The sequence below is a fragment of the Kitasatospora sp. NPDC094028 genome, from assembly GCF_049543595.1.
Taxonomy (GTDB): Bacteria; Actinomycetota; Actinomycetes; order Streptomycetales; family Streptomycetaceae; genus Kitasatospora.
On sequence record NZ_JBMVFA010000013.1, the window covers coordinates 83,788 to 105,284 of the forward strand.

General features: G+C 73.2%; 26 protein-coding genes. 21 read left to right on the forward strand and 5 right to left on the reverse strand.

What is annotated here, in order from left to right:
* Nucleotides 1–81: 81 nt before the first annotated feature.
* The 11 genes from ACPC54_RS20910 to ACPC54_RS20960 all read left to right on the forward strand — a co-directional run bounded on the left by ACPC54_RS20910 (nt 82) and on the right by ACPC54_RS20960 (nt 6,686).
* Nucleotides 82–648 carry a DUF6328 family protein gene (locus ACPC54_RS20910; protein ID WP_498966646.1) on the forward strand — a complete coding sequence of 189 codons (567 nt, stop codon included), beginning with the start codon at nt 82–84 and terminating at the stop codon, nt 646–648.
* Between the two features lie 35 nt (nt 649–683).
* Nucleotides 684–1,706, forward strand: coding sequence for an SDR family oxidoreductase (locus ACPC54_RS20915; protein WP_498966647.1), 1,023 nt, complete (start codon nt 684–686; stop codon nt 1,704–1,706).
* A gap of 129 nt (nt 1,707–1,835) precedes the next feature.
* Complete coding sequence (locus tag ACPC54_RS20920; protein WP_498966649.1) at nt 1,836–2,009, forward strand: CsbD family protein; 174 nt, start codon at nt 1,836–1,838, stop codon at nt 2,007–2,009.
* 104 nt (nt 2,010–2,113) lie between these two features.
* On the forward strand, nt 2,114–2,296 hold the full coding sequence (locus ACPC54_RS20925; RefSeq protein ID WP_498966650.1) for a hypothetical protein: 183 nt from the start codon (nt 2,114–2,116) through the stop codon (nt 2,294–2,296).
* Between the two features lie 173 nt (nt 2,297–2,469).
* A complete protein-coding gene (locus tag ACPC54_RS20930; protein ID WP_498966652.1) occupies nt 2,470–2,919 on the forward strand; it encodes a Na+/H+ antiporter subunit E in 450 nt (149 codons plus the stop codon).
* Nucleotides 2,916–3,173, forward strand: a complete 258-nt coding sequence (locus ACPC54_RS20935) for a monovalent cation/H+ antiporter complex subunit F (RefSeq protein WP_498966654.1) — start codon at nt 2,916–2,918, stop codon at nt 3,171–3,173. The genes ACPC54_RS20930 and ACPC54_RS20935 overlap by 4 nt, the downstream gene beginning before the upstream one ends.
* Nucleotides 3,170–3,478, forward strand: coding sequence for a cation:proton antiporter (locus ACPC54_RS20940; RefSeq protein ID WP_498966655.1), 309 nt, complete (start codon nt 3,170–3,172; stop codon nt 3,476–3,478). The genes ACPC54_RS20935 and ACPC54_RS20940 overlap by 4 nt, the downstream gene beginning before the upstream one ends.
* The gene (locus ACPC54_RS20945; protein ID WP_498966657.1) at nt 3,475–3,756 is read left to right on the forward strand and encodes a Na(+)/H(+) antiporter subunit B; all 282 of its coding nucleotides are present in this window, start codon (nt 3,475–3,477) and stop codon (nt 3,754–3,756) included. Before ACPC54_RS20940 ends, ACPC54_RS20945 begins: the two co-directional genes overlap by 4 nt.
* A complete protein-coding gene (locus ACPC54_RS20950) occupies nt 3,753–4,493 on the forward strand; it encodes an MnhB domain-containing protein (RefSeq protein WP_498966659.1) in 741 nt (246 codons plus the stop codon). The genes ACPC54_RS20945 and ACPC54_RS20950 overlap by 4 nt, the downstream gene beginning before the upstream one ends.
* The gene (locus tag ACPC54_RS20955) at nt 4,490–4,834 is read left to right on the forward strand and encodes a sodium:proton antiporter (RefSeq protein WP_498966660.1); all 345 of its coding nucleotides are present in this window, start codon (nt 4,490–4,492) and stop codon (nt 4,832–4,834) included. The genes ACPC54_RS20950 and ACPC54_RS20955 overlap by 4 nt, the downstream gene beginning before the upstream one ends.
* A gap of 7 nt (nt 4,835–4,841) precedes the next feature.
* Complete coding sequence (locus ACPC54_RS20960; RefSeq protein ID WP_498966662.1) at nt 4,842–6,686, forward strand: complex I subunit 5 family protein; 1,845 nt, start codon at nt 4,842–4,844, stop codon at nt 6,684–6,686.
* Between the two features lie 68 nt (nt 6,687–6,754).
* Here ACPC54_RS20960 and ACPC54_RS20965 read toward each other — a convergent pair whose 3' ends face one another.
* Complete coding sequence (locus tag ACPC54_RS20965) at nt 6,755–6,988, reverse strand: DUF6296 family protein (RefSeq protein WP_498966663.1); 234 nt, start codon at nt 6,986–6,988, stop codon at nt 6,755–6,757.
* Nucleotides 6,989–6,990: 2 nt separating this feature from the next.
* Entirely contained in the window at nt 6,991–7,392 is a 402-nt protein-coding gene (locus tag ACPC54_RS20970) for an STAS domain-containing protein (RefSeq protein ID WP_498966665.1), read from the reverse strand.
* A 321-nt stretch (nt 7,393–7,713) separates the two neighbouring features.
* Here ACPC54_RS20970 and ACPC54_RS20975 point away from each other — a divergent pair, with 321 nt between their 5' ends.
* The 9 genes from ACPC54_RS20975 to ACPC54_RS21015 all read left to right on the forward strand — a co-directional run bounded on the left by ACPC54_RS20975 (nt 7,714) and on the right by ACPC54_RS21015 (nt 18,371).
* Nucleotides 7,714–8,487, forward strand: a complete 774-nt coding sequence (locus ACPC54_RS20975) for a dienelactone hydrolase family protein (protein ID WP_498966667.1) — start codon at nt 7,714–7,716, stop codon at nt 8,485–8,487.
* A 364-nt stretch (nt 8,488–8,851) separates the two neighbouring features.
* Complete coding sequence (locus tag ACPC54_RS20980; protein ID WP_498966669.1) at nt 8,852–10,537, forward strand: ABC transporter substrate-binding protein; 1,686 nt, start codon at nt 8,852–8,854, stop codon at nt 10,535–10,537.
* The gene (locus ACPC54_RS20985) at nt 10,534–11,415 is read left to right on the forward strand and encodes an ABC transporter permease (protein WP_498966670.1); all 882 of its coding nucleotides are present in this window, start codon (nt 10,534–10,536) and stop codon (nt 11,413–11,415) included. The genes ACPC54_RS20980 and ACPC54_RS20985 overlap by 4 nt, the downstream gene beginning before the upstream one ends.
* On the forward strand, nt 11,412–12,404 hold the full coding sequence (locus tag ACPC54_RS20990; protein ID WP_498966672.1) for an ABC transporter permease: 993 nt from the start codon (nt 11,412–11,414) through the stop codon (nt 12,402–12,404). The genes ACPC54_RS20985 and ACPC54_RS20990 overlap by 4 nt, the downstream gene beginning before the upstream one ends.
* Nucleotides 12,401–13,213, forward strand: coding sequence for an ABC transporter ATP-binding protein (locus ACPC54_RS20995; protein WP_498966674.1), 813 nt, complete (start codon nt 12,401–12,403; stop codon nt 13,211–13,213). The genes ACPC54_RS20990 and ACPC54_RS20995 overlap by 4 nt, the downstream gene beginning before the upstream one ends.
* Nucleotides 13,210–14,238, forward strand: a complete 1,029-nt coding sequence (locus ACPC54_RS21000; RefSeq protein WP_498966676.1) for an ABC transporter ATP-binding protein — start codon at nt 13,210–13,212, stop codon at nt 14,236–14,238. The genes ACPC54_RS20995 and ACPC54_RS21000 overlap by 4 nt, the downstream gene beginning before the upstream one ends.
* A complete protein-coding gene (locus ACPC54_RS21005; RefSeq protein WP_498966786.1) occupies nt 14,238–15,521 on the forward strand; it encodes an alpha/beta fold hydrolase in 1,284 nt (427 codons plus the stop codon). The genes ACPC54_RS21000 and ACPC54_RS21005 overlap by 1 nt, the downstream gene beginning before the upstream one ends.
* A gap of 58 nt (nt 15,522–15,579) precedes the next feature.
* The gene (locus ACPC54_RS21010) at nt 15,580–16,758 is read left to right on the forward strand and encodes a M6 family metalloprotease domain-containing protein (protein WP_498966677.1); all 1,179 of its coding nucleotides are present in this window, start codon (nt 15,580–15,582) and stop codon (nt 16,756–16,758) included.
* A 395-nt stretch (nt 16,759–17,153) separates the two neighbouring features.
* Nucleotides 17,154–18,371 carry a M6 family metalloprotease domain-containing protein gene (locus ACPC54_RS21015; RefSeq protein WP_498966678.1) on the forward strand — a complete coding sequence of 406 codons (1,218 nt, stop codon included), beginning with the start codon at nt 17,154–17,156 and terminating at the stop codon, nt 18,369–18,371.
* Here the strand turns inward: ACPC54_RS21015 and ACPC54_RS21020 are convergent.
* Nucleotides 18,359–19,381: a LysR family transcriptional regulator gene (locus ACPC54_RS21020; RefSeq protein WP_498966680.1), complete on the reverse strand. Its 1,023-nt coding sequence runs from the start codon at nt 19,379–19,381 to the stop codon at nt 18,359–18,361. The two genes, ACPC54_RS21015 and ACPC54_RS21020, sit on opposite strands and share 13 nt — an antisense overlap.
* Before the next feature lie 103 nt (nt 19,382–19,484).
* On the opposite strand from ACPC54_RS21020, the gene ACPC54_RS21025 reads away from it, so the two are divergent.
* Entirely contained in the window at nt 19,485–20,372 is an 888-nt protein-coding gene (locus ACPC54_RS21025; protein WP_498966681.1) for a Rieske (2Fe-2S) protein, read from the forward strand.
* A gap of 127 nt (nt 20,373–20,499) precedes the next feature.
* Here the strand turns inward: ACPC54_RS21025 and ACPC54_RS21030 are convergent, their stop codons facing one another.
* Both ACPC54_RS21030 and ACPC54_RS21035 read right to left on the reverse strand, forming a co-directional pair.
* Nucleotides 20,500–20,925, reverse strand: coding sequence for an ATP-binding protein (locus ACPC54_RS21030; RefSeq protein WP_498966683.1), 426 nt, complete (start codon nt 20,923–20,925; stop codon nt 20,500–20,502).
* A gap of 49 nt (nt 20,926–20,974) precedes the next feature.
* The gene (locus ACPC54_RS21035) at nt 20,975–21,397 is read right to left on the reverse strand and encodes a hypothetical protein (protein WP_498966685.1); all 423 of its coding nucleotides are present in this window, start codon (nt 21,395–21,397) and stop codon (nt 20,975–20,977) included.
* Between the last annotated feature and the right edge of the window lie 100 nt (nt 21,398–21,497).

Below are 21,497 nucleotides of genomic sequence, written 5' to 3' on the forward strand. Positions count from 1 at the left end.
CACGCGTGGGACGGCAGCAGCGCAGACCTGGTCGGCGGCCCGCGGTCCGGGTTCCTGCGTCGATCCAGGAGGAGTGCCCCGATGACGCCAGCGCGCACAGGACGGACCGGACGCGGCCACACACCGCGGGCCGGACGGCGGGAATCGGCCGACGAACGGGCCGACCGTCGCTGGACCGACCTGCTCCAGGAGGTGCGCGTCGCCCAGACCGGTTCTCAGGTGCTGTTCGGCTTCCTGCTGAGCGTGGTCTTCATGCCCCGTTTCACGCAGCTGGGCGGATTCGACCGGGGCCTGTACGTGGTCACCGTCGCCCTCGGCGCCCTCGCCACGGGTACGCTCACCGCGCCGGTCGCCTATCACCGGATCTTCGCCGGACACCGCCTCAAGCCCCAACTGGTCGATGCCGCCGCACGGTTGGTGACGATGGGCCTGCTCCTGCTGGCGCTCACCATCGGCTCCGCCCTCCTGCTCCTGCTTCGTGTGGCGACCGGTTCCACGGCCTCGGGCTGGATCGCCGGATCCGTCATGCTCTGGTTCGTCTCCTGCTGGTTCCTCCTGCCGATCCGGCACCTGCACCGCAACAACGGGCGGTGCACGTCGCCGCCCGCGGCCCCCGGCGGGGAAGACCCGCCGGACGACCGACCCTGACGTTTCGGCGCCACCGGCCCGGCAAGACGCCCGACATGACGACGACGAGCGCGCGTTCCGGGCCCCGCACGGTGGTCATCACCGGCGCCACCGCCGGCGTCGGCCGGGCGTGCGCCCGGGCCTTCGCCACCCGGGGCAACCGCCTCGTGCTCGTCGCCCGCGGAACCGCCGGGCTGCGCGCCGCGGCAGCGGAGGCCCGGGCGGCCGGCTCCCCGGTGCGCACCATCGCCGCGGACGTCGCCGACCCGCAGGCGTGCGAGGCCGTCGCAGAGCGGGCCGAGGCGGAGTTCGGGCCGATCGACGTCTGGGTCAACGACGCCTTCGTCTCGGTCTTCGCGCCGTTCACGGAGATCAGCGCGGAGGAGTTCCGGCGGGTCACCGAAGTCACCTACCTCGGGTACGTCAACGCCACCCGCGCCGCGCTGCGCCGGATGCTGCCGCGCGACCGCGGCACGATCGTGCAGGTCGGCTCGGCCATCGCGTACCGGGGCATCCCGCTGCAGACCGCCTACAGCGGCGCCAAGCACGCCCTCCAGGGCTGGCACGAGGCGCTGCGCTGCGAACTGCTCGCGACCGGCTCGGGGGTGCGGGTGACGATGGTCCAACTGCCCGCCGTCAACACCCCGCAGTTCGACTGGGTGCTCAACCGGCTTCGCGGCCGGGCCCGTCCCGTCCCGCCGGTCCACCAGCCCGAGCTCGCCGCCCGCGCCGTCCGGTACGCCGCCGACCACCCCGGGCGCCGGGAGTACTGGGTGGGCGCCAGCACCGCCGTCACCCTGGTCGCCAACGCGGTGGCCCCCGGGCTGCTCGACCGCTACCTCGCCCGCAACGGCATCGACGCCCAGCAGGACGAGCGGCCGCGCCCGGCCGGGGCCCCGGTCAACCTGTGGGCGCCCGGCGACGGCTCCGAGGACCACGGCGCCCACGGGCGGTTCGACGCCGAGGCCCGCGAGCGCAGCGCGCAGCTGTGGGCCTCCCAGCACCACGGCCTGCTCGCGGCCGGGGGCGCGGCCCTGCTCGGCGCCGCCGCGGCCGGCGCACGGGCCCGGGGACGGTGACCGGCGGTGGCCGCACCGCACGCCGCGCCGCCGGACGGCGGGTTCACCGCGACGGCGCATGGAATCGCGCGAGCCGGGCAGGCGCCGCGTGGGGCGGCCCCCGCCCCGACAGCGAAGGGAGTGCACGGCATGGGTACGTCCGACAAGATTCGCAACATGGCCGAGAAGGCCCGCGGCAAGGCCAAGGAGGCCGCCGGCAAGTCCATGGGCGACCGCCCGATGGAAGCCAAGGGCCGGGCCGAACAGGCGAAGGGCGACCTGAAGCAGGCCGCCGAGAAGATCAAGGACGCGGGCAAGCACTGACCCGGCATCCGGCGGCCGCCCCAGGGCGGCCGCCGGATCGGAGTGTCGCCGTGGGGGAGTCCGCCGCATCCGCATGGTTCGCGGTCCACGAGGAGGTGAGCAGCATGAGCGGCCAGAAGGAGCACGCACCGGCGGACCCGACCGTCCCGGTCGAGACGCCGGAGTCGCGGATGACCGGCGAGGGCGGTCCGCCGCCCGAGCACGAGGAGGAGAAGGGGCCGCAGGACGGCCCGGAGTACGAAGTCACCGAGCCCGCCCACGAGTCCGCACCACCCGGTCGGGACTGAACGCCTGGCCGATCATCACAGGACCCGGCCCCGCGCTGCGGCGAACGGGTGATCCGCGGCGGCGATCCCGCGGGCGGCGGCGTTGCGCGCGCGACCGGCCCACCGCCCGGACGGTACACCTGGGGCCGCTCGCCACAGTGGCGGGGTCGATGGCGGGACATGGGGGCGGTGCGGTGCGATCGGTCTTCGAACTTCTGCTCTGGTGGGGCCTGTTGCTGCTCCTCAATACCGTGTTCATCAGCTCGGTGACCCCGCTGGAGGTTGCGGTCGGCGGCGGTGTCGCGCTCGTCGGGGCCATCGGCGCGGCCGCCGTGCGGCGCGCCAGCGGGGCTGCCCCGGGTGGTCCGGCCCGACTCGCGCGGGCGCTGTGGGCCTTCCCGTGGACCCTGCTGGCCGACACCGGCCGGCTGGCACTCCTCGTGCTCTCGCCCGCCCGCCGGCGGCAGGCCGGATTCCGAACCGTCCGGCTCCCCTCCGGGACCGGAGCGGCCTGGGCCGCGGCACTGCTGTCCTCGACGCCCGGCGCGTACGTCGTCGACACCGAGGACGACGTCCTCACCGTGCACGCGGTCGGCGGCCAGGTGTCCGTTCTGGAAGGCGCGTTGACGGGTGGGGAGCGGTGAACGCGTGGCTGCTGGCGGCGGCCGTCCTCGCCACCGGCGGGCTCGGCCCGTGCCTGCTGATCGGCCTGCGCGGCGAACCGCACCGGCGCCTGGCGGGGCTCAACCTCGCCGCGACGGCGGGCTCCGCCGTCCTGCTCCTGCTCGCCCAGGGCTTCAGCCGCACCTCGTACACCGACCTCGCCCTCGACCTCGCGGTGCTCGCCCCCGCCGGGACGCTCGTGTTCACCCGCTTCCTCGCCGGGAACGACCGATGACGGGGCGCCACACCGTCGCCGTGGCCCTGCTGTGCGCGGGCACCGCCACCTTGCTGCTGGCCGCCCTCGCGCTCGCCGTTCTGCCCGGCCCGTATCTGCGCCTGCACGCGCTCTCCCCCGCCGCCACCCTCGGTACGCCACTGATCGCCCTCGCGCTCGCCGTCGACACCGGGCCGGGGCGCGCGGCGGTGAAGCTGCTGGTGATCGGCCTGCTGCTGGCCGCCGGAGGCACGGTGACCACCATGGCCATCGGCCGCGCCACCGTCCGCGGCGAGCAGCGGTCCGACCGGGAGGCCGAGCGGTGACCGACGCCCTGATCGTGATCGCCCTCCTCCTCACCGCCACCACCGCGACCGCCGCCGCACTCACCCGCGACCCCGTCCGGCAGGCCGTCGTCCTCGCCCTGCTCGGACTGAGCCTCACCGTGCTGTTCACCGTGCTCCAGGCGCCCGACGTCGCCCTGTCCCAGCTCGGCGTCGGCAGCGCGATCACCCCGCTGCTGATCCTGCTGACCGTCCGCAAGCTGAGCCGCCGGGAGACTCAGCCCGAGGACGGCGACGACCACAGGGACCGCGCCGAGTGAGCCGGACCACCCGCCTGCGCCTGTTCCTGACCGCCGCCGCCATCCTCGCCGCCGCCCTGATCGTCGCGGCCGAGCAGCTCCCCGGCTTCGGCGGCGCCCACCACCCGTACGGCGAGCGGGCGGTGGCCGCCGGGCTGGCCCGGCAGACCGCCAACATCGTGTCCTCCGTCAACTTCGACCAGCGCGGCTTCGACACCCTCGGCGAGGAGTCGATCCTGTTCGGCTCGGTGCTCGGCGCGGGCATGCTGCTACGCCTGGCCCGGGACGAGCACAAGCGCCGGGCGGCAGCCGAGCCGGTCCTGCCCACCACCCGCCTGTTCGGCGCCACCCTGCTCCCGATCACCCTGCTGACCGGCGGATACCTCGTCGCTCACGGGCAGTTGAGCCCCGGCGGCGGCTTCCAGGGCGGTGTCGTGCTCACCACCGCCCTGCACCTGGCATACGTCGCCGCCGACTACCGCGTGCTGAAACGGATCCGCCCGTTGGCCGTCCTGGACGTCACGGACGCGATCGCCGCCGGCTCCTACGCCGCCCTCGGGCTGATCGGCCTCGTCCAGGGCGCCGGCTACCTCGCCAACACCCTGCCGCTCGGCACCTTCAACGAACTGTCCTCCAGCGGCCTGGTGGCCGTCATCAACGCCGCGGTCGGCGTGGAGGTCGCCTCGGCCGTGGTGGTGCTGCTGGCGCACTTCCTGGACCAGGCCGTCGAGGTCACCCCCGGCAGGAGGAACCGATGACCGTCCTGCCCTACCTGACGGCCGGGTGGATCCTGCTCGCCGGGCTGTACGGCCTGGTCACCAGTCGCAACCTGGTCCAGGCGATCGGCTGCCTCGCCGTCGCACAGTCCTCGACGTACGTCCTGCTGCTCGCCGTCGGCTACCGCCGCGACGCCACCGCGCCGGTCTACTCCGACCTGCCGACCGGTGCCCCGGTCGTCGACCCGGTGGTCCAGGCCCTCGCGCTCACCGACATCGTCGTCGGCGCGACCGTCACCGCGCTGCTCCTCTCCCTCGTGATCCAACTGCGCAAGCGGCACGGCACGGTGGACCCGGAGGATCTCACCGGGCTGCGCGGGTGACGCGCCGGTGAGCACCGCGGACCTGTTGCCGCTCGCCGTCGCCGTCCCCCTGCTGGGCGCCGCGCTGGTCGCCGTCGCCGGGCGGTGGCTGCCCCGCCCGGGCCGGGACGCGCTCGCCACCGGCTGCGCCGCCGCCGACGTCGGCTGCCTCGCGCTGCTGTGGGCCCGCACCGACCCGGACGGCCGCGCGGTGTCCTGGCTCGGCGGCTGGCGGCCGCACGACGGGCACAGCGTCGGCATCGTCCTGGTCGCCGACCGGCTCGGCAGCGGACTGGCGCTCCTCGCCGCCGTCCTGGTCCTCGCCGTACTCTGCTACGCCTGGCGCTACTTCGACGAACCCTCCGGCGAGCACGGCGGGATGTTCCCCGCGCTCCTGCTGCTGTTCCAGGCCGGCATGTGCGGCTTCGCGCTCACCGGCGACCTCTTCGACGCCTTCGTCTTCTTCGAACTGATGGGCGCCGTCGCCTACGCCCTGACCGGCTACCGCATCGAGGACCCGCGCCCGCTCCAGGGTGCCCTCGCCTTCGGGCTCGTCAACTCGGCCGCCGCGTACCTCTCCCTGCTCGGCATCGGCCTGCTCTACGCCAGGACCGGCGAGCTCGGCATGGCCCAGATCGGCGCCGCGCTGGACGAACGCGCGGCGGCCGGCCACGGCCGGGACGCCCTGGTCGTCGTCGCGTTCGTCCTGGTCCTCGCCGGTCCGCTGGTGAAGGCCGCGACGGCGCCCTTCCACTTCTGGCTGCCGGACGCCCACGCCGTGGCACCCAGCCCGGTCTGCATGCTGCTGTCCGGGGTCATGGTCGAACTCGGCGTCTACGGGGTGGCCCGGATCCACCGCGTCGTCTTCGCCGGCACGGGCGGGCTGCCGGACGCCGCCGTCCGGGACACCCTGCTCGCCGCCGGGGTGCTCACCGCGCTGGTCGGCGCCGTCATGTGCTGGCAGCAGCGCCACCTGAAGCGGATGCTCGCCTTCTCCACGGTCGGGCACGTCGGCCTCTTCCTCGTCGGCGCGGCGCTGCTCACCCCGGCCGGCCTCGCCGGGTCCGCCGTGTACGTGGCCGGCCACGCGGGCGCCAAGGCCGCCCTGTTCGGCCTCACCGGCGTCCTGCTCGACCGCTACGGCTCGGTGGACGAGCACGGGCTGCACGGCCGCGCCCGAGAACTCCGGCTGCCCGGACTGCTGTTCGCCCTCGGCGCGCTGGCCCTCGCCGGCCTGCCGCCGTTCGGCACCGGTCTGGGGAAGGCTCTTTCCGAGGATGCCGCCGGACGCCTCCACGGCTGGTTGCCCGCCGTGTTCGTCCTGGTGTCGGCCCTCACCGGCGGCGCGGTGCTGCGCGCGGGTCTGCGGGTCTTCGGCGGGATCGGCTTCCCGCCGCGGGAACACCCCGAGGTCGCCGCGACCACCGGCGAGGGCGAGGAACCGGAGATCCGGGAAGCCGGCCGCCGACTGCCGACGCCCATGATCGCCGTCCCGGCCGCCCTGCTGGCGGGCTGCCTCCTCGTCGGCGTCGTCCCGGGAGTCGGCCGCGCCCTCGCGGCGGCGGCCGCGGCCTTCACCGACCGCACCGGCTACCTCGCCGCCACCCTCGGCCGGACGGCACCGGCCGGCGCCCCCGCCCCGGACACCGACTGGACGCCCTCCGGCTTCCTCCTCGGCCTGCTCTCCGCCGCACTGGCCACCACCTTCGCCCTCGCCGCCGTCCGCCGCGACCCGACGCGCGGGACCGGCGCCCTGTACCGCTCCACCGTCCTGCCGCTGCGCCGCCTGCACTCCGGGCTGCTCGGGGACTACGTCGCCTGGCTCGCCGTCGGCCTGGCCGCACTGCTGGTCGCCCTCACCGCGCAGTTGTGACCCGGGCGCGCCGGAGGGCTCAGCCCCCAGCCCGAGAAGACCCGGCTCGTCGTCGAGTACCGCACCGGTCAGGGCAGGGGCAGGGCGTGCAGGCAGGTGTGCCGGCCGGGGCCGGCGGCGACGGCGAGCGGGCGGGCGACGCCGGCCGTGATCTCGACGCGGAAGGTGCCGGCGGAGTCCTGGAACACCGGCTGACCGCCCCGGCTCGTCTCGCCCGTGGCATGGACGATGACGACCTTGGCCGGTGCGTGACCGCCGGGGATGCCGGGAAGGGTGATCGCATAGCGTGACGAGGTGTTCATATTCACTCCCGCGTGGGTGGGCGGCTGCCGTTGAGGGCCGCGTGGACGTCGTCACGGATGGTGAACAACTGGTCGGTGCCGGTGATCTCCAGAAGTCGCCGGATCTGGGGTGGGGGTGCGGCCAGGACGAGCAGCGTGCCGCCCAGCACGGCGTGCCGGTGGGCCGCCAGAAGAGCGTTCAGACCGGCGGAGTCGCAGAAGCCGACCCCGGCCATGTCGATGACCAGCCGAGGCGGGCGGTCCCGCACGGCCCGGGTGAGGGTCTTCTCCAGCCTCGCCCGCTGCCCGTCGTCGATCTCGCCTTCGAGGCGGCAGACCACGGCCGTGGCCGTCGCGAGCACGGTGATCCGCAGGACGGGCCCGATGGCGTTGCCCGCGGTGGCCGGTATGACACGTCTGGACATGAGCGGGCTCCCTCCTCGTGAGGAAAGCTGTCGGTTCCGAACCTGCCCGGTTGCGTTTGCCGCAATCACCTGGGCGCCACCCGAGTTGGCCACTCGAACCAGCTCCGGCAACGGTTCGCGCGTGATCGAGCACTGCATGTGAAAACCCGTCACCGCCCGACCTGTCCGGGTCGCCCACCGTGTTCACGGCCTCGAGCAACGGGACGGTCCTGCGGCCTTGGGCGCCGGGCCCGTCCCGGAATCCGGAGCGACGGCCGTGCTGTTCTGCCAGCGGCAGAACACCGGCCGGACCGGGCTCGACGGTCACTACAGTCCGGTCTCATGGCGAAGATTTCGACGCGTACGGTCGAGTACCCGGCCGACGGTTTGACGATGATCGGGCACCTCGCGCTCCCGGCCGGGGCCGACCGCCGGCCCGCGGTGCTGCTCGGGCCGGAGGGCATGGGGCTCAGCGACGTCGAGCGCCGCCGGGCCGATGCTCTCGCCGAGTTGGGATACGTGGCGCTGGCCTTCGACCTGCACGGCGGGCGCTACCTGGGTGACCCCGAGGAGATGCTGGCCCGTTGCCTGCCGCTGCTCGCCGATCCCGACCGGATGCGGGGCATCGGTCATGCCGCGCTCGACGTGCTGCGCGCCGAACCGCGGACCGACCCCGACCGGATCGCCGTCGTCGGCTACGGCACCGGGGGCGCCGTCGGGCTCGAACTCGGGCGCGACGGCGCCGGCCTGCGCGCGATCGGGACGGTCAACGCCCTGACCACGGGCCGACCGGGCGAGGCGGCGCGCATCCGCTGCCCGGTGTGGGCCGGGGTCGGATCGGAGGACCCGATCATGCCGCCCGCGCAGCGGGAAGCGTTCACCGCCGAGATGCAGGCCGCGGGCGTCGACTGGCGCCTCACGGTCTACGGCGGAGCCTTGCACGCCTTCCACCACCCGCCGGTCGACCACCCCGCGGTCCCCGGTGTCGGCTACCACCGACAGCACGCGCGGCGAGCCTGGCGCGACGTCGTCGACCTGCTCGCCGAGTGCCTGCCCGTGACGGAGGACCTGGGGGGAAGCCTCCCGCCCCCACCTCGCTCTCTCGACGCTTGCTGAGGCCCACGTTCCAGTCCGCGTCCAGGGCCTCAACCTGCGGTGGCACCATACCGGCGGCAGCCAGGTCGGTCTCCGCGCTCGCCCCCCACCACCGAGATTCAGCCACCAAGTCCCGGTATTCGAAGGGGACTTAGCGACATCAAGGCACAGACCGTACCACCGGTGGCGGTCGGCCGTGGACCGCCTGGGTCCGCCGATCCGGAGCATCGGCGGGTGGCCTGCGGCCGCAGTCCCCTTCTCTCCTCCGCGCCACCTGGACGAACTCCATAACACGATGTGATGGGATGCTGGGATCTTCTGGACGGTGCCCCGGTCGGCCAATCTTCTCCCACGCGTGAAATGTCACATGGTGCGAGGAGAAAATGTGAGGCAGCGAAGAGTCGGGCTGGCCCTCGGGGCGGCCCTGGGGTTGCTGTCGGTTGCCGGCTGTACGGGATCCGACAGCGGCGTCACCGGCGGCCCGGAGGCGGCGGCGGTGAAGGGCGGCACGCTGCACGTGCTGTCCACCCTCGACCTGGAGCATCTGGATCCGGCGCGCAACTACGTCACGTCCTCGCAGGACGTGGGCCGGCTGATCTACCGGACGCTGACCACCCTCGCGGCCGCGCCCGGCCCGGCGGGCGGGAAGATCGTGCCGGACCTGGCCACCGACACCGGCCGGCCCGGCGACGGCGCGAGGACCTGGACCTTCACCCTCAAGCCCGGCGTGAAGTTCGAGGACGGACGGCCGATCACCAGCAAGGACGTCAAGTACGGCGTGGAACGCACCTTCGCCGCCGAACTGCCCGAGGGCCCTCCGTACGCCCGGATGTGGCTGGTGGGTGGCGACACGTACAAGGGCCCGTACAAGGATCCGGCCGGGCTCGCCTCGATCGAGACCCCCGACGACACCACCGTCGTCTTCCACCTCAAGCAGCCGGTGGCCGACTTCGGCTCGGCGGTGTCGCTGCCGATGTTCGCCCCCGTGCCGCAGGACAAGGACACCGGCGTCAACTACGACTCCCGCCCGTTCTCCTCCGGCCCGTACAAGATCGACGCCTTCGAGCCCAAGAAGCAGCTCACCCTGGTCCGCAACACCGGCTGGGACCAGGCCACCGACACCGTCCGCAAGGGCCTGCCCGACAAGGTCGTCATCGACCTCGGCCTGGACGGCGCGGTGGTCGACCAGCGGCTGATCGCCGGCCAGGGGGAAGACGCGAACGCGGTGGCGATGGAGCCGATCGGCCCGGCCTCGGTCGGGCGGGTGCTGAACGACCCGCGGCTGAAGAGCCGGCTGGTCACCGGCGACTCGATCAACACCCGCTACCTGAGCATCAACACCAAGCACAAGCCGCTCGACGACGTCCGGGTGCGCCAGGCGATCGCCTACGCGCTCGACAAGGACGCCCTGCGCACCACGCGCGGCGGCCCGATCGCCGGCGACCTGGCGACCAGCCTGCTTCCGCCCTCGCTCGGCTACCAGGCGCAGGACCCCTACCCGAGCAAGGACGGCAAGGGCGATCCGGACCGGGCCAAGGCCCTGCTCGCCGAGGCGGGCCACGCCGCCGACCTCGCCCTGACGCTCGACGCGCCCGCGTCGGCGACCGGCAAGGCCCAGGCCGAGGCGGTCCAGGCCTCGCTCGGCCGGGCGGGCATCACCGTGAAGATCAACGAGATCAGCTCCTCGGCCTTCTACAGCACGGTCGGCAACACCTCCCAGGAGCACGACCTGGTGATCGCCGGCTGGTCCCCGGACTGGCCGGGCGCCTCCACCTACCTGCCGATCGTCTTCGACGGCCGCCTGATCACCGCTCAGGGCAACAACAACTACGCGCAGTACGACTCCCCGGCCGTCGACGCGCAACTCGACCAGGTCGCCACGGTGGGCGACCCGGCCGCGGCCCAGGAGGCGTACGGGCAGCTCGCCCAGCAGATCATGCGGGACGCCCCGGTGGTCCCGTTCCTGTGGGACAAGGCGCCGATCCTCGCCGGCCCGAACGTCACCGGTGCCTACGGGCACATCGCCTTCGTCGGCCGGCTCGACCTGGTCTCCCTGGGGTTGCGCAAGTGACGGTGATCCGAAGGCTGTTGGCCCAGCGCTCGGCGGCCCTGGCGCTGGCCGTGGTGGTCGGGCTGATCCTGGTCGCGCTCTCGGCGCCGCTGATCAGCTGGATCGCCGGGAGCTCGCCGACCGCTTTCCACGGCGATGCGGTGGACCCGGCGCTCGGCGGCCTGCCGCGCGGTGCGGCGGGCGGGATCAGCGCCCGGCACTGGCTGGGCGTGGAGCCGGTCAACGGCCGGGACGTGCTTGCCCGGGTGGTGTACGGCGCCCAGGTGTCGCTGCTGATCGCCGTGCTCGCCACCGCCCTGTCGGTGGTGCTGGGCACGACGCTGGGGCTGGTCGCGGGCTTTTTCGGCGGCTGGGTGGACACCGCGATCGGCCGCATCATGGACCTGCTGCTGTCCTTCCCCAGCCTGATCTTCATGATCGCGCTGATCTCGGCGGCGCCCGGCACCGACCGGCGGCTCCTGCTGGTCGTGGTGCTCGGCTTCTTCGGCTGGCCGTACGTCGGCCGGATCGTGCGCGGGCAGGCCATGGTGCTCGCGCGCGGCGAGTTCGTCGCGGCGGCCCGGGTGCTCGGCGCCTCCCGCCGGACGCTGCTGCTGCGCGAGGTGCTGCCCAACCTGACCGGCCCGGTGCTGGTGGTGGCCACGATGTCGATCCCCGGCTGCATCGCCACCGAGGCCGGGCTGTCCTTCCTCGGCGTGGGTGTCCAGGCACCGACGCCCTCCTGGGGTCAGATGATCGCCACCGCCGTGCCCTGGTACGCCGCCGACCCCGCCTACTTCCTCATCCCCGGCGTCTTCCTGTTCGTCACCGTGCTCGCCTTCAACGTGCTCGGCGACGCCGTCCGGGACGCGCTCGACTCCCGGAGCCAGCGACGATGATCTCCTACCTGCTGCGCAGACTGGCCGTCACGGCGGCCATCCTGCTGGTGATCTGCGCCGCCACCTTCGCCATCTTCTACCTGATGCCCGCCGACCCGGCGCAGGGCGCCTGCGGCAAGGCCTGCAGCCCCGAGCGGATCGCCGAGATCCGCACCACCCTGGGGCTGAACCACTCGCCGCTGGTCCAGTTCCGCGACTACGTGGCCGGCATCGTCTCGGGACGGACCTACGGCACCGGCGCGCAGGCCGTCGACTGCCCCTTCCCGTGCCTGGGATTCAGCTTCCAGACGGACCAGCCCGTATGGCAGACACTCACCGGCCGGCTGCCGGTCAGTTTCTCGATCGCCATCGGGGCGGCGGCGCTGTGGCTCGTCGTCGGGGTCGGGGCCGGCGCCGTCTCGGCCCTCCGGCGCGGAAGCCTGTGGGACCGGGCCGCGATGGCGGCCGCCCTCGGCGGGGCGTCGCTGCCGATCTACTTCACCGCCCTGGTGCTGCAGTACCTGCTGGTCGTGCGGCTCCACCTGCTGCCGTACCCGCAGGCCGTGCCGTTCACCACCGATCCGGCCGGCTGGGCGCAGTCGATGCTCATGCCGTGGATCACCCTCGCCATGCTGTACGCCGGGATCTACGCCAGGGTCACCCGCAGCGAGATGCTGGAGAGCCTCGGCCAGAACTACGTCCGCACCGCCCGCGCCAAGGGCCTGCCCGAGCTCACGGTCGTACGGCGGCACGCCCTGCGGCCCGCCCTGATGCCGATCGTCACGATCTTCGGCATGGACCTCGGCGCGCTGCTCGGCGGGGCGCTGATCACCGAGTCCGTGTTCGGCCTGCCCGGAGTCGGCAAACTCGCGGCCGACGCCATCGCCTCCGCCGACCAGCCCGTGATCATCGGCGTGACGCTGTTCGCGGCCGGCTTCGTCGTGCTCGCCAACCTGCTCGTGGACCTGCTGTACGCCGTGCTCGACCCGAGAGTGAGGGCCGTCGGATGACCCTGCTGACGGTACGTGACCTGACCGTGGAGTTCCGCTCCGGCGTCCGCGCCGTGGACCGACTCGACCTCGACCTGGACACCGGACAGGTGCTCGGCGTGGTCGGCGAGTCCGGCAGCGGCAAGTCCGTCACCAGCCTCGCCGTCCTCGGCCTGCTGCGCGACGCCCGGGTCAGTGGCGAAATCCGCTTCGACGGAGAGGAGTTGACCGCTCTCGACCAGCGCTCGCTGCGCCGCCTGCGCGGCAACCGGATCGCCATGATCTTCCAGGACCCGCTGTCCTGCCTCAACCCGTACTACTCGGTCGCGTTCCAGATCGCCGAGGCGTACCGGGCGCACCACCGCGGTTCCCGCAAGGAGGCGCACCGGGTCGCGGTCCGCATGCTGGACCGGGTCGGGATCCCCGAGCCGGAGCGGCGCGCCCGCAGTTATCCGCACGAGTTCTCCGGCGGAATGCGGCAGCGCGTGATGATCGCGATGGCGCTGTGCCTGGAGCCCGACCTGCTGATCGCCGACGAGCCGACCACCGCGCTCGACGTCACCGTCCAGGCGCAGATCCTCCAACTGCTGCGCGAGCTGCGGGAGGAGGCCGGCACGGCCATCATGCTGATCACCCACGACATGGGCGTGGTCGCCGGGCTGGCCGACCAGGTCGTGGTGATGCGCCAGGGCCGGGCGGTGGAACACGGCCCGGTCCGGGACGTGTTCCACCGGCCGCGACATCCCTACACCCGCGGGCTGCTGGCCTGCGTGCCCCGCATCGACGGACCCCTGCCGGACCGGCTGCCCACCCTGGGAGCCACCGCATGAGCGAACGAGCCATCAGGAGGAGTGCGGTGGGCGACCAGCGAGCGGAGCAGGGAGGTGGCCGGGTCCTCCTTGAAGCGCGGAACCTGGTCAAGCGCTTCCCGGTACGCCACGGTCTGACCCGGCGGCCGGCCGGGCAGGTCGCGGCGGTCGACGGGGTCTCCCTGGCCGTCCGCTCCGGCGAGACCCTGGGCCTGGTCGGTGAATCCGGCTGCGGGAAGTCCACCGTCGCCAAGCTGATCACCCGGCTGGAGCGGCCCACCTCCGGCAGCATCCACTTCGCCGGGCGCGACCTCGCCGAGCTGGACGAGACGGCGCTGCGCCCGGTCCGCCGCGAGCTGCAGATGGTCTTCCAGGACCCGTTCTCCTCCCTCAACCCCCGGCACAGCGTCCGCCGGATCCTCACCGCCCCCGCTCGCTACCAGGGCCTCGAACCCGGGCAGCCGGTGGAGGAGTTGCTCACCCGGGTCGGCCTGAAGGCCGAACACGCCGACCGGCACCCGCACGAGTTCTCCGGCGGCCAGGCCCAACGCATCGGCATCGCGCGGGCGTTGGCGCTTCGCCCGAAGCTGGTGGTGTGCGACGAGCCGGTCTCGGCGCTCGACGTCTCGGTCCAGGCGCAGATCCTCAACCTGCTCAAGGACCTGCAGGACGAGTACGGGCTGAGCTATCTGTTCATCGCGCACGACCTCGGCGCCGTCCGCCAGATCAGCACCCGGATCGCGGTGATGTACCTCGGCTCGGTCGTCGAAACCGCCGACCGCGACACGTTGTTCGCCCACCCCGCGCATCCCTACACCCACGCCCTGCTCTCCGCCGTGCCGCTGCCCGACCCGGACGCCGAACGCGGGCGGGAGCGGATCGTCCTGCGCGGCGACCTGCCGAGCCCGCTCAACCCGCCCAGCGGCTGCCGGTTCCGCACCCGCTGCCCCAAGGCCGACGAACTCTGCGCCGCCGAACGCCCCGAGCTGCGGACGATCGCCGTCGGACAGCAGGTCGCCTGCCACCACCCCGAGAGGACACCGTGATCCAGTCCAGCTACCGCCTGCCGGGGTTGGCGGTGACCGACCACGTCTTCACCGCGCCGCTCGACCACGCCGCCCCGGCCGGCCCGACGATCGAGCTGTTCGCCCGGGAGCTGTGCGATCCGGCGAAGGCCGGCGACGACCGGCTGCCCTGGCTGCTGTACCTCCAGGGCGGACCGGGCGGGAAGTCCCCGCGCCCGCTGAACGCCACCGCCGGCTGGCTCGGCCACGCCCTGAAGACCCACCGGGTGCTGCTCCTCGACCAACGCGGCACCGGCCGGAGCACCCCGGTGACCGTACGCACCGCTGCTCGGTTCCGCACCGCCCGTCAACTGGCCGACCACCTCGCCCGATTCCGCGCCGACTCGATCGTCGCCGACGCGGAACTGATCAGACGCCGGCTGTGCGGGGACCAGCCGTGGGAGACCCTTGGCCAGAGCTACGGCGGCTTCCTCACCCTGACCTACCTCTCCTTCGCCCCGGAGGGCCTGCGCGCCTGCTACGTCACCGGCGGCCTGCCCGGCCTCGACGCCACCGCCGACGACGTCTACGCCGCCACCTACCCCCGCGTCCGCGACAAGACCACCGCGTACTACGCCCGCTACCCCGGCGACCGTGCACTCGTGCGCCGGCTGGCCGACGTGCTCGACCAGCGGCCGGTCCGCCTTCCCGACGGCGACCGGCTCACCGTACGGCGGCTGCGCACGCTCGGCCTGCTGCTCGGCATGGGCGACGGCGCCGAACGCCTGCACTGGCTGCTCGACGAGGCACTCGATCCGGACGGCGAGCCCGCGGCCACCTTCCTCCAGCAGGTGGCGAACCTGACCTCGTTCACCGACAACCCGCTGTTCGCCGTCCTCCAGGAGTCCATCTACGGCCGCCGCGGCACCGCCACCGCCTGGGCCGCCGCCCGGGCCATGGCCGAGCACCCGGAGTTCGCCGAGGACGCCGACCCGCTGCTGTTCACCGGCGAGATGTTCCACCCCTGGATGTTCGAGGACATCGCCGGGCTCCGCCCGTTCGGCGCGGCCGTCCACCTGCTCGCCGAACGCACCGACTGGCCCGACCTCTACGACCCGGCCCGGCTCGCCGCCAACCAGGTCCCCGTCGCCGCCGCCGTCTACCACGACGACATGTACGTGGACGCCGGACTGTCCCTGCGCACCGCCCGATCGGTCGGCTCGCTGCGGACCTGGGTCACCAACGAATGGGAGCACGACGGCGTCACCGCCTCCGGCGACCGCGTCCTCGCCCGCCTGATTCGCCTGGCCGCCGGCCTCAGCTGACCCCACTCCTGACCCACTCCTGACCCCACTCCCCCTCCCGCAGGAAAAGGAACACGAGATGAGACTCAGGGCCCTCGCCGCCGCCCTGGCCGCGACCCTCCCGCTGATCGCCGCCACCCCCGCCCTCGCCGACACCACCCGGGCCGGTACCTCCGCCCCGGCCTCCGCCTGCGCCATGCCCGGGAAGACCGGCTGGACGGACGAGGGCCACGACACCGACCGCACCCAGTTCCAGCAGCCGCTGGGCACCAAGCACGTGCTCATGCTGTTCGTCGACTTCCCCGACGCCGCGGCCACCGGCTCCCTCGACGACTACTACCACCAGCTGTCGCCCGCCGCCGACTGGATGAAGCAGGACTCCTACGGCCGGACCCGCCTGGACATCACGCCGCTCAACCGCTGGATCCACATGCCGCAGGACTCCGCCTCCTACGGCTTCCAGCGCGGCATCACCTTCGAACAGCACGAGCTGTACGTGAAGCAGGCCGTCCAGGCCGCCGACCCGTACGTGGACTTCTCCGGCTACGACATGCTCTACATCGTCCCCACCAAGTCCGCCTCCGCGATCGCCTTCTCGCCCACCTATCTGTACGACCCCACCTCCGCCGGCATCACCGCCGACGGCAAGCGGATCAAGTGGGCGGTCACCTTCGGCCAGGACATGTACCACTGGGGCTACAAGGTCGCCGACCACGAGACCTCCCACACCTTCGGCCTGCCCGACCTCTACTCCTTCGCCGCCACCGACTACCACCGCTACGTCGGCGGCTGGGACCTCATGGGCGACATCGCCGGCCCCGCACCCCAGCACACCGGCTGGGAGCGCTGGAAGTTCGGCTGGATCGACGACCACCAGGTCGCCTGCCAGCCCGTCGCCGGCAGCCGCACCGTCCGGCTGAAGGCCGTCGAACGCCCCGGCGGCACCAAGATCGCCGTGATCCGCACCGGCGACAGCACGGCGTACGTCGCCGAGTCCCGCCGGGCCGTCGGCGCCGACGCCAAAGCCTGCTCCACCGGCGTACTCGTCTACAAGGTCGACACCGCCGCCCAGACCGGCAACGGCCCCGTCCAGGTGCTCAACGGCACCCCGGGCGCGACCCCGCCGACCGGCTGCACCGCCCTCGACATGGCCGCCTACCAGCCCGGCCAGTCCTTCACCGACCCCGCCACGGGCGTGCGGATCGACGTGCTGCGCCACGGGCCGCTGTTCGACACCATCCAGGTCACCAAGCAGTAGGACCGCCGGTGATGCCCTCTCAACTCGCGCCGTGACGCCGCGCGGAGACCCCACAACAGCTCCGCTCCGAACGGCGCGGACGCTCCCGGCCGGGGACAACCCCTGGCCGGGAGCGACGACGTGCCGCTGGCGGGCGCGCCGGCCGACGCGGCCGGCCGGGCGCACCGGTGAACAGAACCAGTGAGCACCGGAAGGGAGTTCTCCGCTTCCATCATGCGATGTGATGGAGAGCTGGGAGCTACCGAAGGCACCGACCGATCCGGACGATAGCCTGCACGCTCCCCGCACGACGGCAGTGGCCGACGGTGCGCGGGAGCACTCAGGACACCCGGCTGACCGCCCGTACGGGCCCGGCCAGCCGGCTCGTCACCGGATCGATCCCTTCGGAGGCCCCCATGGACCCCTCGGTCAGACCCTGGCGCCCGCTGCCCGCAGCGCTCATTCTCGCCCTGGCCGCGCTGCTCGCCCTGGTCGTCGACCCCGCCCACCCCGCTCACGCGTTCAACGGCAGCACCTCGGCATGCGCCCTGCAGGGGACGACCGGGTACACCGACGAAGGCCAGCAAACCGACTACGCACGATTCCAGAACCCGGTCGGTACCAAGCACATCGGCCTGATCTACGTGGACTTCCCCGACGCCGGCGGCACCGCCCTGCCCCTCACGTCCTATGACGACACGCTGGCGGGCGCCAAGGACTGGATGTGGAACGCCTCCTACGGCCGGACCACGCTGGACATCCAGGCCCCGTACGCCAATTGGGTCCACATGCCGAAGAACTCCACCGAGTACGACTGGGAGCGCGGCTTCTCCTGGACCACCCACCAGGTCTACGTGAAGGACGCGCTCACCGCCGCGGCCGACGCCGGAGTCGACCTCTCCCGGTACGACATGTTCTACGTCGTGCCGACCGCCACCGCGACCGCGATCGGCCACTCCCCGACCTTCATCCAGGACCCCGCCGCCCCCACCTGGGTCTGGAACCCGCAGACCGGCGGCTGGGTGCTGATCCGCTGGGCGGTCACCTTCGGCCAGGACATGTGGCACTGGGGCTACAAGGTCGCCGACCACGAGACCAGCCACACCTTCGGCCTGCCCGACCTGTACGCCTTCAACGGCGATCTGAACCAGTACGTCGGCGGCTGGGACCTGATGGGCAGGATCTCCGGCCCAGCCCCGCTGTACTTCGGCTGGGAGGCCTGGAAGTTCGGCTGGATCACCGACGGTCAGGTGTCCTGTCTGACGTCGGCGGGCACGTACGCCACGACCCTGACCGGACTGGAGTACGGAGGCGGCGGCTACCGGCTCGCGGTGATCAGGACCAGCGCGACCACCGCCTACGTCGCCGAGTCCCGAAAGGCCGCCTACAACGACTCCGACACCTGCGCCACCGGTGTGCTCGTCTACAAGGTCGACACCTCCGTCACCACCGGCAACGGGCCGATCCAGGTGGTCGGCAACCCCGACGCCGCCGCACCCGCCGGGAACTGCACCGCGCTGGACATGCAGACCTGGCAGCCCGGCCAGTGGTTCCAGGACGACACCGCCCGGATCCGGATCTACGTGAACGCCTCCGACGCGTCCAGCGACACGGTCTGGACCTACCGGTGGTGACCGCGTAGCACCGCAGCGTTCCCGGCCGACGAGCGGTGCGGCCGACGCGACCCCGCGTCGGCCGCACCGTCCCGGCGTTCCAGCCAGCGCTGATAGACCGTGCTGCGAGCGGCCGCCGTCCGGTACGCCTCGGTGACGGTCCGCGCGAACGAAGGGCCCAGCGCCGCCAGCGGCCCTTCCTGGTGCCAGGCGACCAGATGCCGGTACCAGAGCGGATCGCCGGCGATCGGCCGTACGACGATGCCCGGCATCTCCTCGAAGGTGGCCTGGCAGAAGCTCACCGCGTGTCCGCTGCGGACCAGGTCCAGGACGAGCCGACCCTCCACCTCGTGGACCACACGCAGGCGATGGCCCAGGACGAACAGGGTCCTGGACCAGTACTCACGGATCCGGTCGTTGTCCGGGCCGGGAGCGGCCCAGTCCTCGCCCGCCAGGTCCTCCAGCGCCACCTCCTCCAGCGCCGCCAGCGGATGGGCCGCGGGCAGTGCCACGAAGAGCGGTTCGGTGGCGATCGGCTCGACCACGACCCCCGGGGGGAGCACGAGCTCGTATCCGGGGCAGTCGCCCACCACAGCCGCTTCGAGCCGGCCGCCCGCGATGTCCTCGACCAGCGGGACCGGGCACCCCTGGCCCCGCGAACTGATCTCGGCTTCCGGGTGGTGCGCCCTGATCGCGGAGATCAACCCGCCGAGCAACGGAGCGTTGACGGACCCGAGCCGGAACCGGTGCGGCGAGCAGCCCGTCTTCGCGGCGAGCGCGGAGACCTCCAGCAGCTCGTCGAAGGTCGGCAGCACCGCCCGTGCCCGGCTGAGGACCACCTCCCCGAACGCGGTCGGCACGATGCCCGACTGGGCACGGCTGAACAGCTCACCACCGAGCACCCGCTCGATCCGCGTCAGCTGGGCGCTGAGGCCGGGCTGAGTCAGCCGCAACGACGCGGCGGCCCGCGTCAGACTGCCGCTGTCCGCGATGCAGCAGATGATCCGGAGGTGGCGGAATTCGAGCTCCATGGCGAGATGGTAGGGAGATCAGCCGTCATCGAACAGGGGCCCGTCGGTAACTCGCCGGACGTCCGACGGGTTTGGCGGGTCGGCAACCGGCAAGCCGCCCGGTATGAACGCGACGCCTCTGCACACCCACCCGTGGTCCCGCCGGCTCCGGCACGCGCTGGACGCACCGGCGCGCTGGGAGGCCCTGGACCGCCCGGCCGGGCCGCTCGCCGACGCGGTCGAGTCCCTCCCGCTCGGCCCGTACCGCGACGCACTGCGCGGCGTGTGGCTGGGCCACCCCGTGCATCCCGTGCTGGTCCAGATGCCGCTCGGCTTCTGGACGTCGGCGGGTCTTCTCGACCTCGTCCCGGGCGCCCGACGGCATGCGGACGCCCTGGTGGCGGCCGGTCTGCTGACCGCCGGCCCGGCCGCTCTGGCGGGCTGGGTGGACTGGGCCCGGCTCGACCCGCCGCGGCGGCGCACCGGCCTCGTCCACGCCCTCTCCAACACCGCCGCCGTGCTGCTGTACGGCGACTCGCTCCTGGCCCGCTGCCGGGGCCGCCGCGCCCGGGGCCGGCTGCTCGGCCTGGCCGGGCTCACCGTCGTCTCGGTCGGGGCCACGCTCGGCGGGCACCTGGCCTATCGGCAGGCCGCCGGGCCCGACCGCGCCGCCGCCGTCCCGCTGCTGGCGCCGCTGGACTGGGTCGGGCTCGGCCCGGTCGAGGACTTCCCGCCCGACGAACCCGTCCGCAGGACGGTGGGCGAGCTGGCCGTGGTCGTCGTCCGCAGCGGCGAGCGCTGTCACGTGCTCGCCGAGCGGTGCACCCATCTGTCCGGGCCGCTCTCCGAAGGCGCGGTGGTGGACGGCTGCCTGCGCTGCCCCTGGCACGGCAGCGAATTCCGGCTGCGGGACGGCGAGGTGGTGTACGGACCGGCCACGGCGCCACTGCCGGTGCTGGAGACCCGGGTGCTCTCCGGCCACCTGGAGGCGCGGTTCCCCCGGGCGACCTGACCGATTCGCTTCACGTCCCCGCGTCGGACAGCGGGCCTGCCGTTCCCTCGTCCGGGCGTTCTCATCCGGGCCGGCGCAGGACGACCAGATCGGCGCCGACCCGGTCGACGACGGCGACGGGGTGGTGTCAGTCGGTCGGCAGCCGCAGTTCGCACCACACCGTCTTGCCGTAGCCGGCCGGACGCCAGCCCCATCGCAGGGCGAGTCGGCTGAGCAGGAACAGGCCGAGGCCGCCGCGCTCGTCCGGCTCGTGCGGCGGGCGCGGGCGCGGGGGGCGGGGGCTGGCGTCGCTGACCTCGATCCGCAGGCGTCCGGCGGCGCGGACCAGCAGCAGTGCCTGCGGGCGCCCGGTGTGCCGGACGGCGTTGGCCACCAGTTCGGAGACGAGCAGGACGGCGTCGGCGACGGCCAGCGGATCGGCCACGTCCACCAGGAACGCGAGGGTGAAGGCCCGGGCCCGCGCGACGGCCCCGGGCCGGGCCGAGAGCGGAAGGCGCCGGGACTCCGGTACCTGGGACGACGGGCGCGCGGACGGGACCCCCGCTCCATCCATGCGCCCGCACCTCCCTCAGTTCTCCGAACGTCCGCGGCATCCGCCGCGCTCAGTGGCCGAACAGGTGTCGTCTGCGGCCGGCTGCGGGAGGTGCCACCGGCCTGCCGACGGCCCGGCCGCCCTGTTCGGCGGCTTCTTCCTCCGGGGTCACGACCGTCTCCTCGTTCTCCGGTACGGCGGGTTCCGCCACCCGGGCGGCCCGCTCCGGGTACGCCTCGCGGGGGACGGCACGGCGCGCCCTGCCGAGGAACGGCCGCCGGTGCGCCCCGATCGGTCTCATCAGGGCCACGCCGAGGCAGAACACCAGGGCGAGGCCCACCCCGGCCAGGAAGACGCCCAGGCTGTTGAGGGTGGCCAGGTCGTTTCCCAGGATCGTCACCTGATAGTCGGGCCCGCCCGACAGATTGTCCGCGATCAGCAGTCCGGCGAAAGTGCCGGACGCCGCCATCAGCAGAACTCCGAGCAGCAACATGGGGATTCCTTTCCGTGAACGGTCACCCCCACGAGCCGCGCCTACCCGGGCCTGCTCGCCCCTAACACCGCGCGCCGGGTTCCCGGCGGCCCGGCCGGCG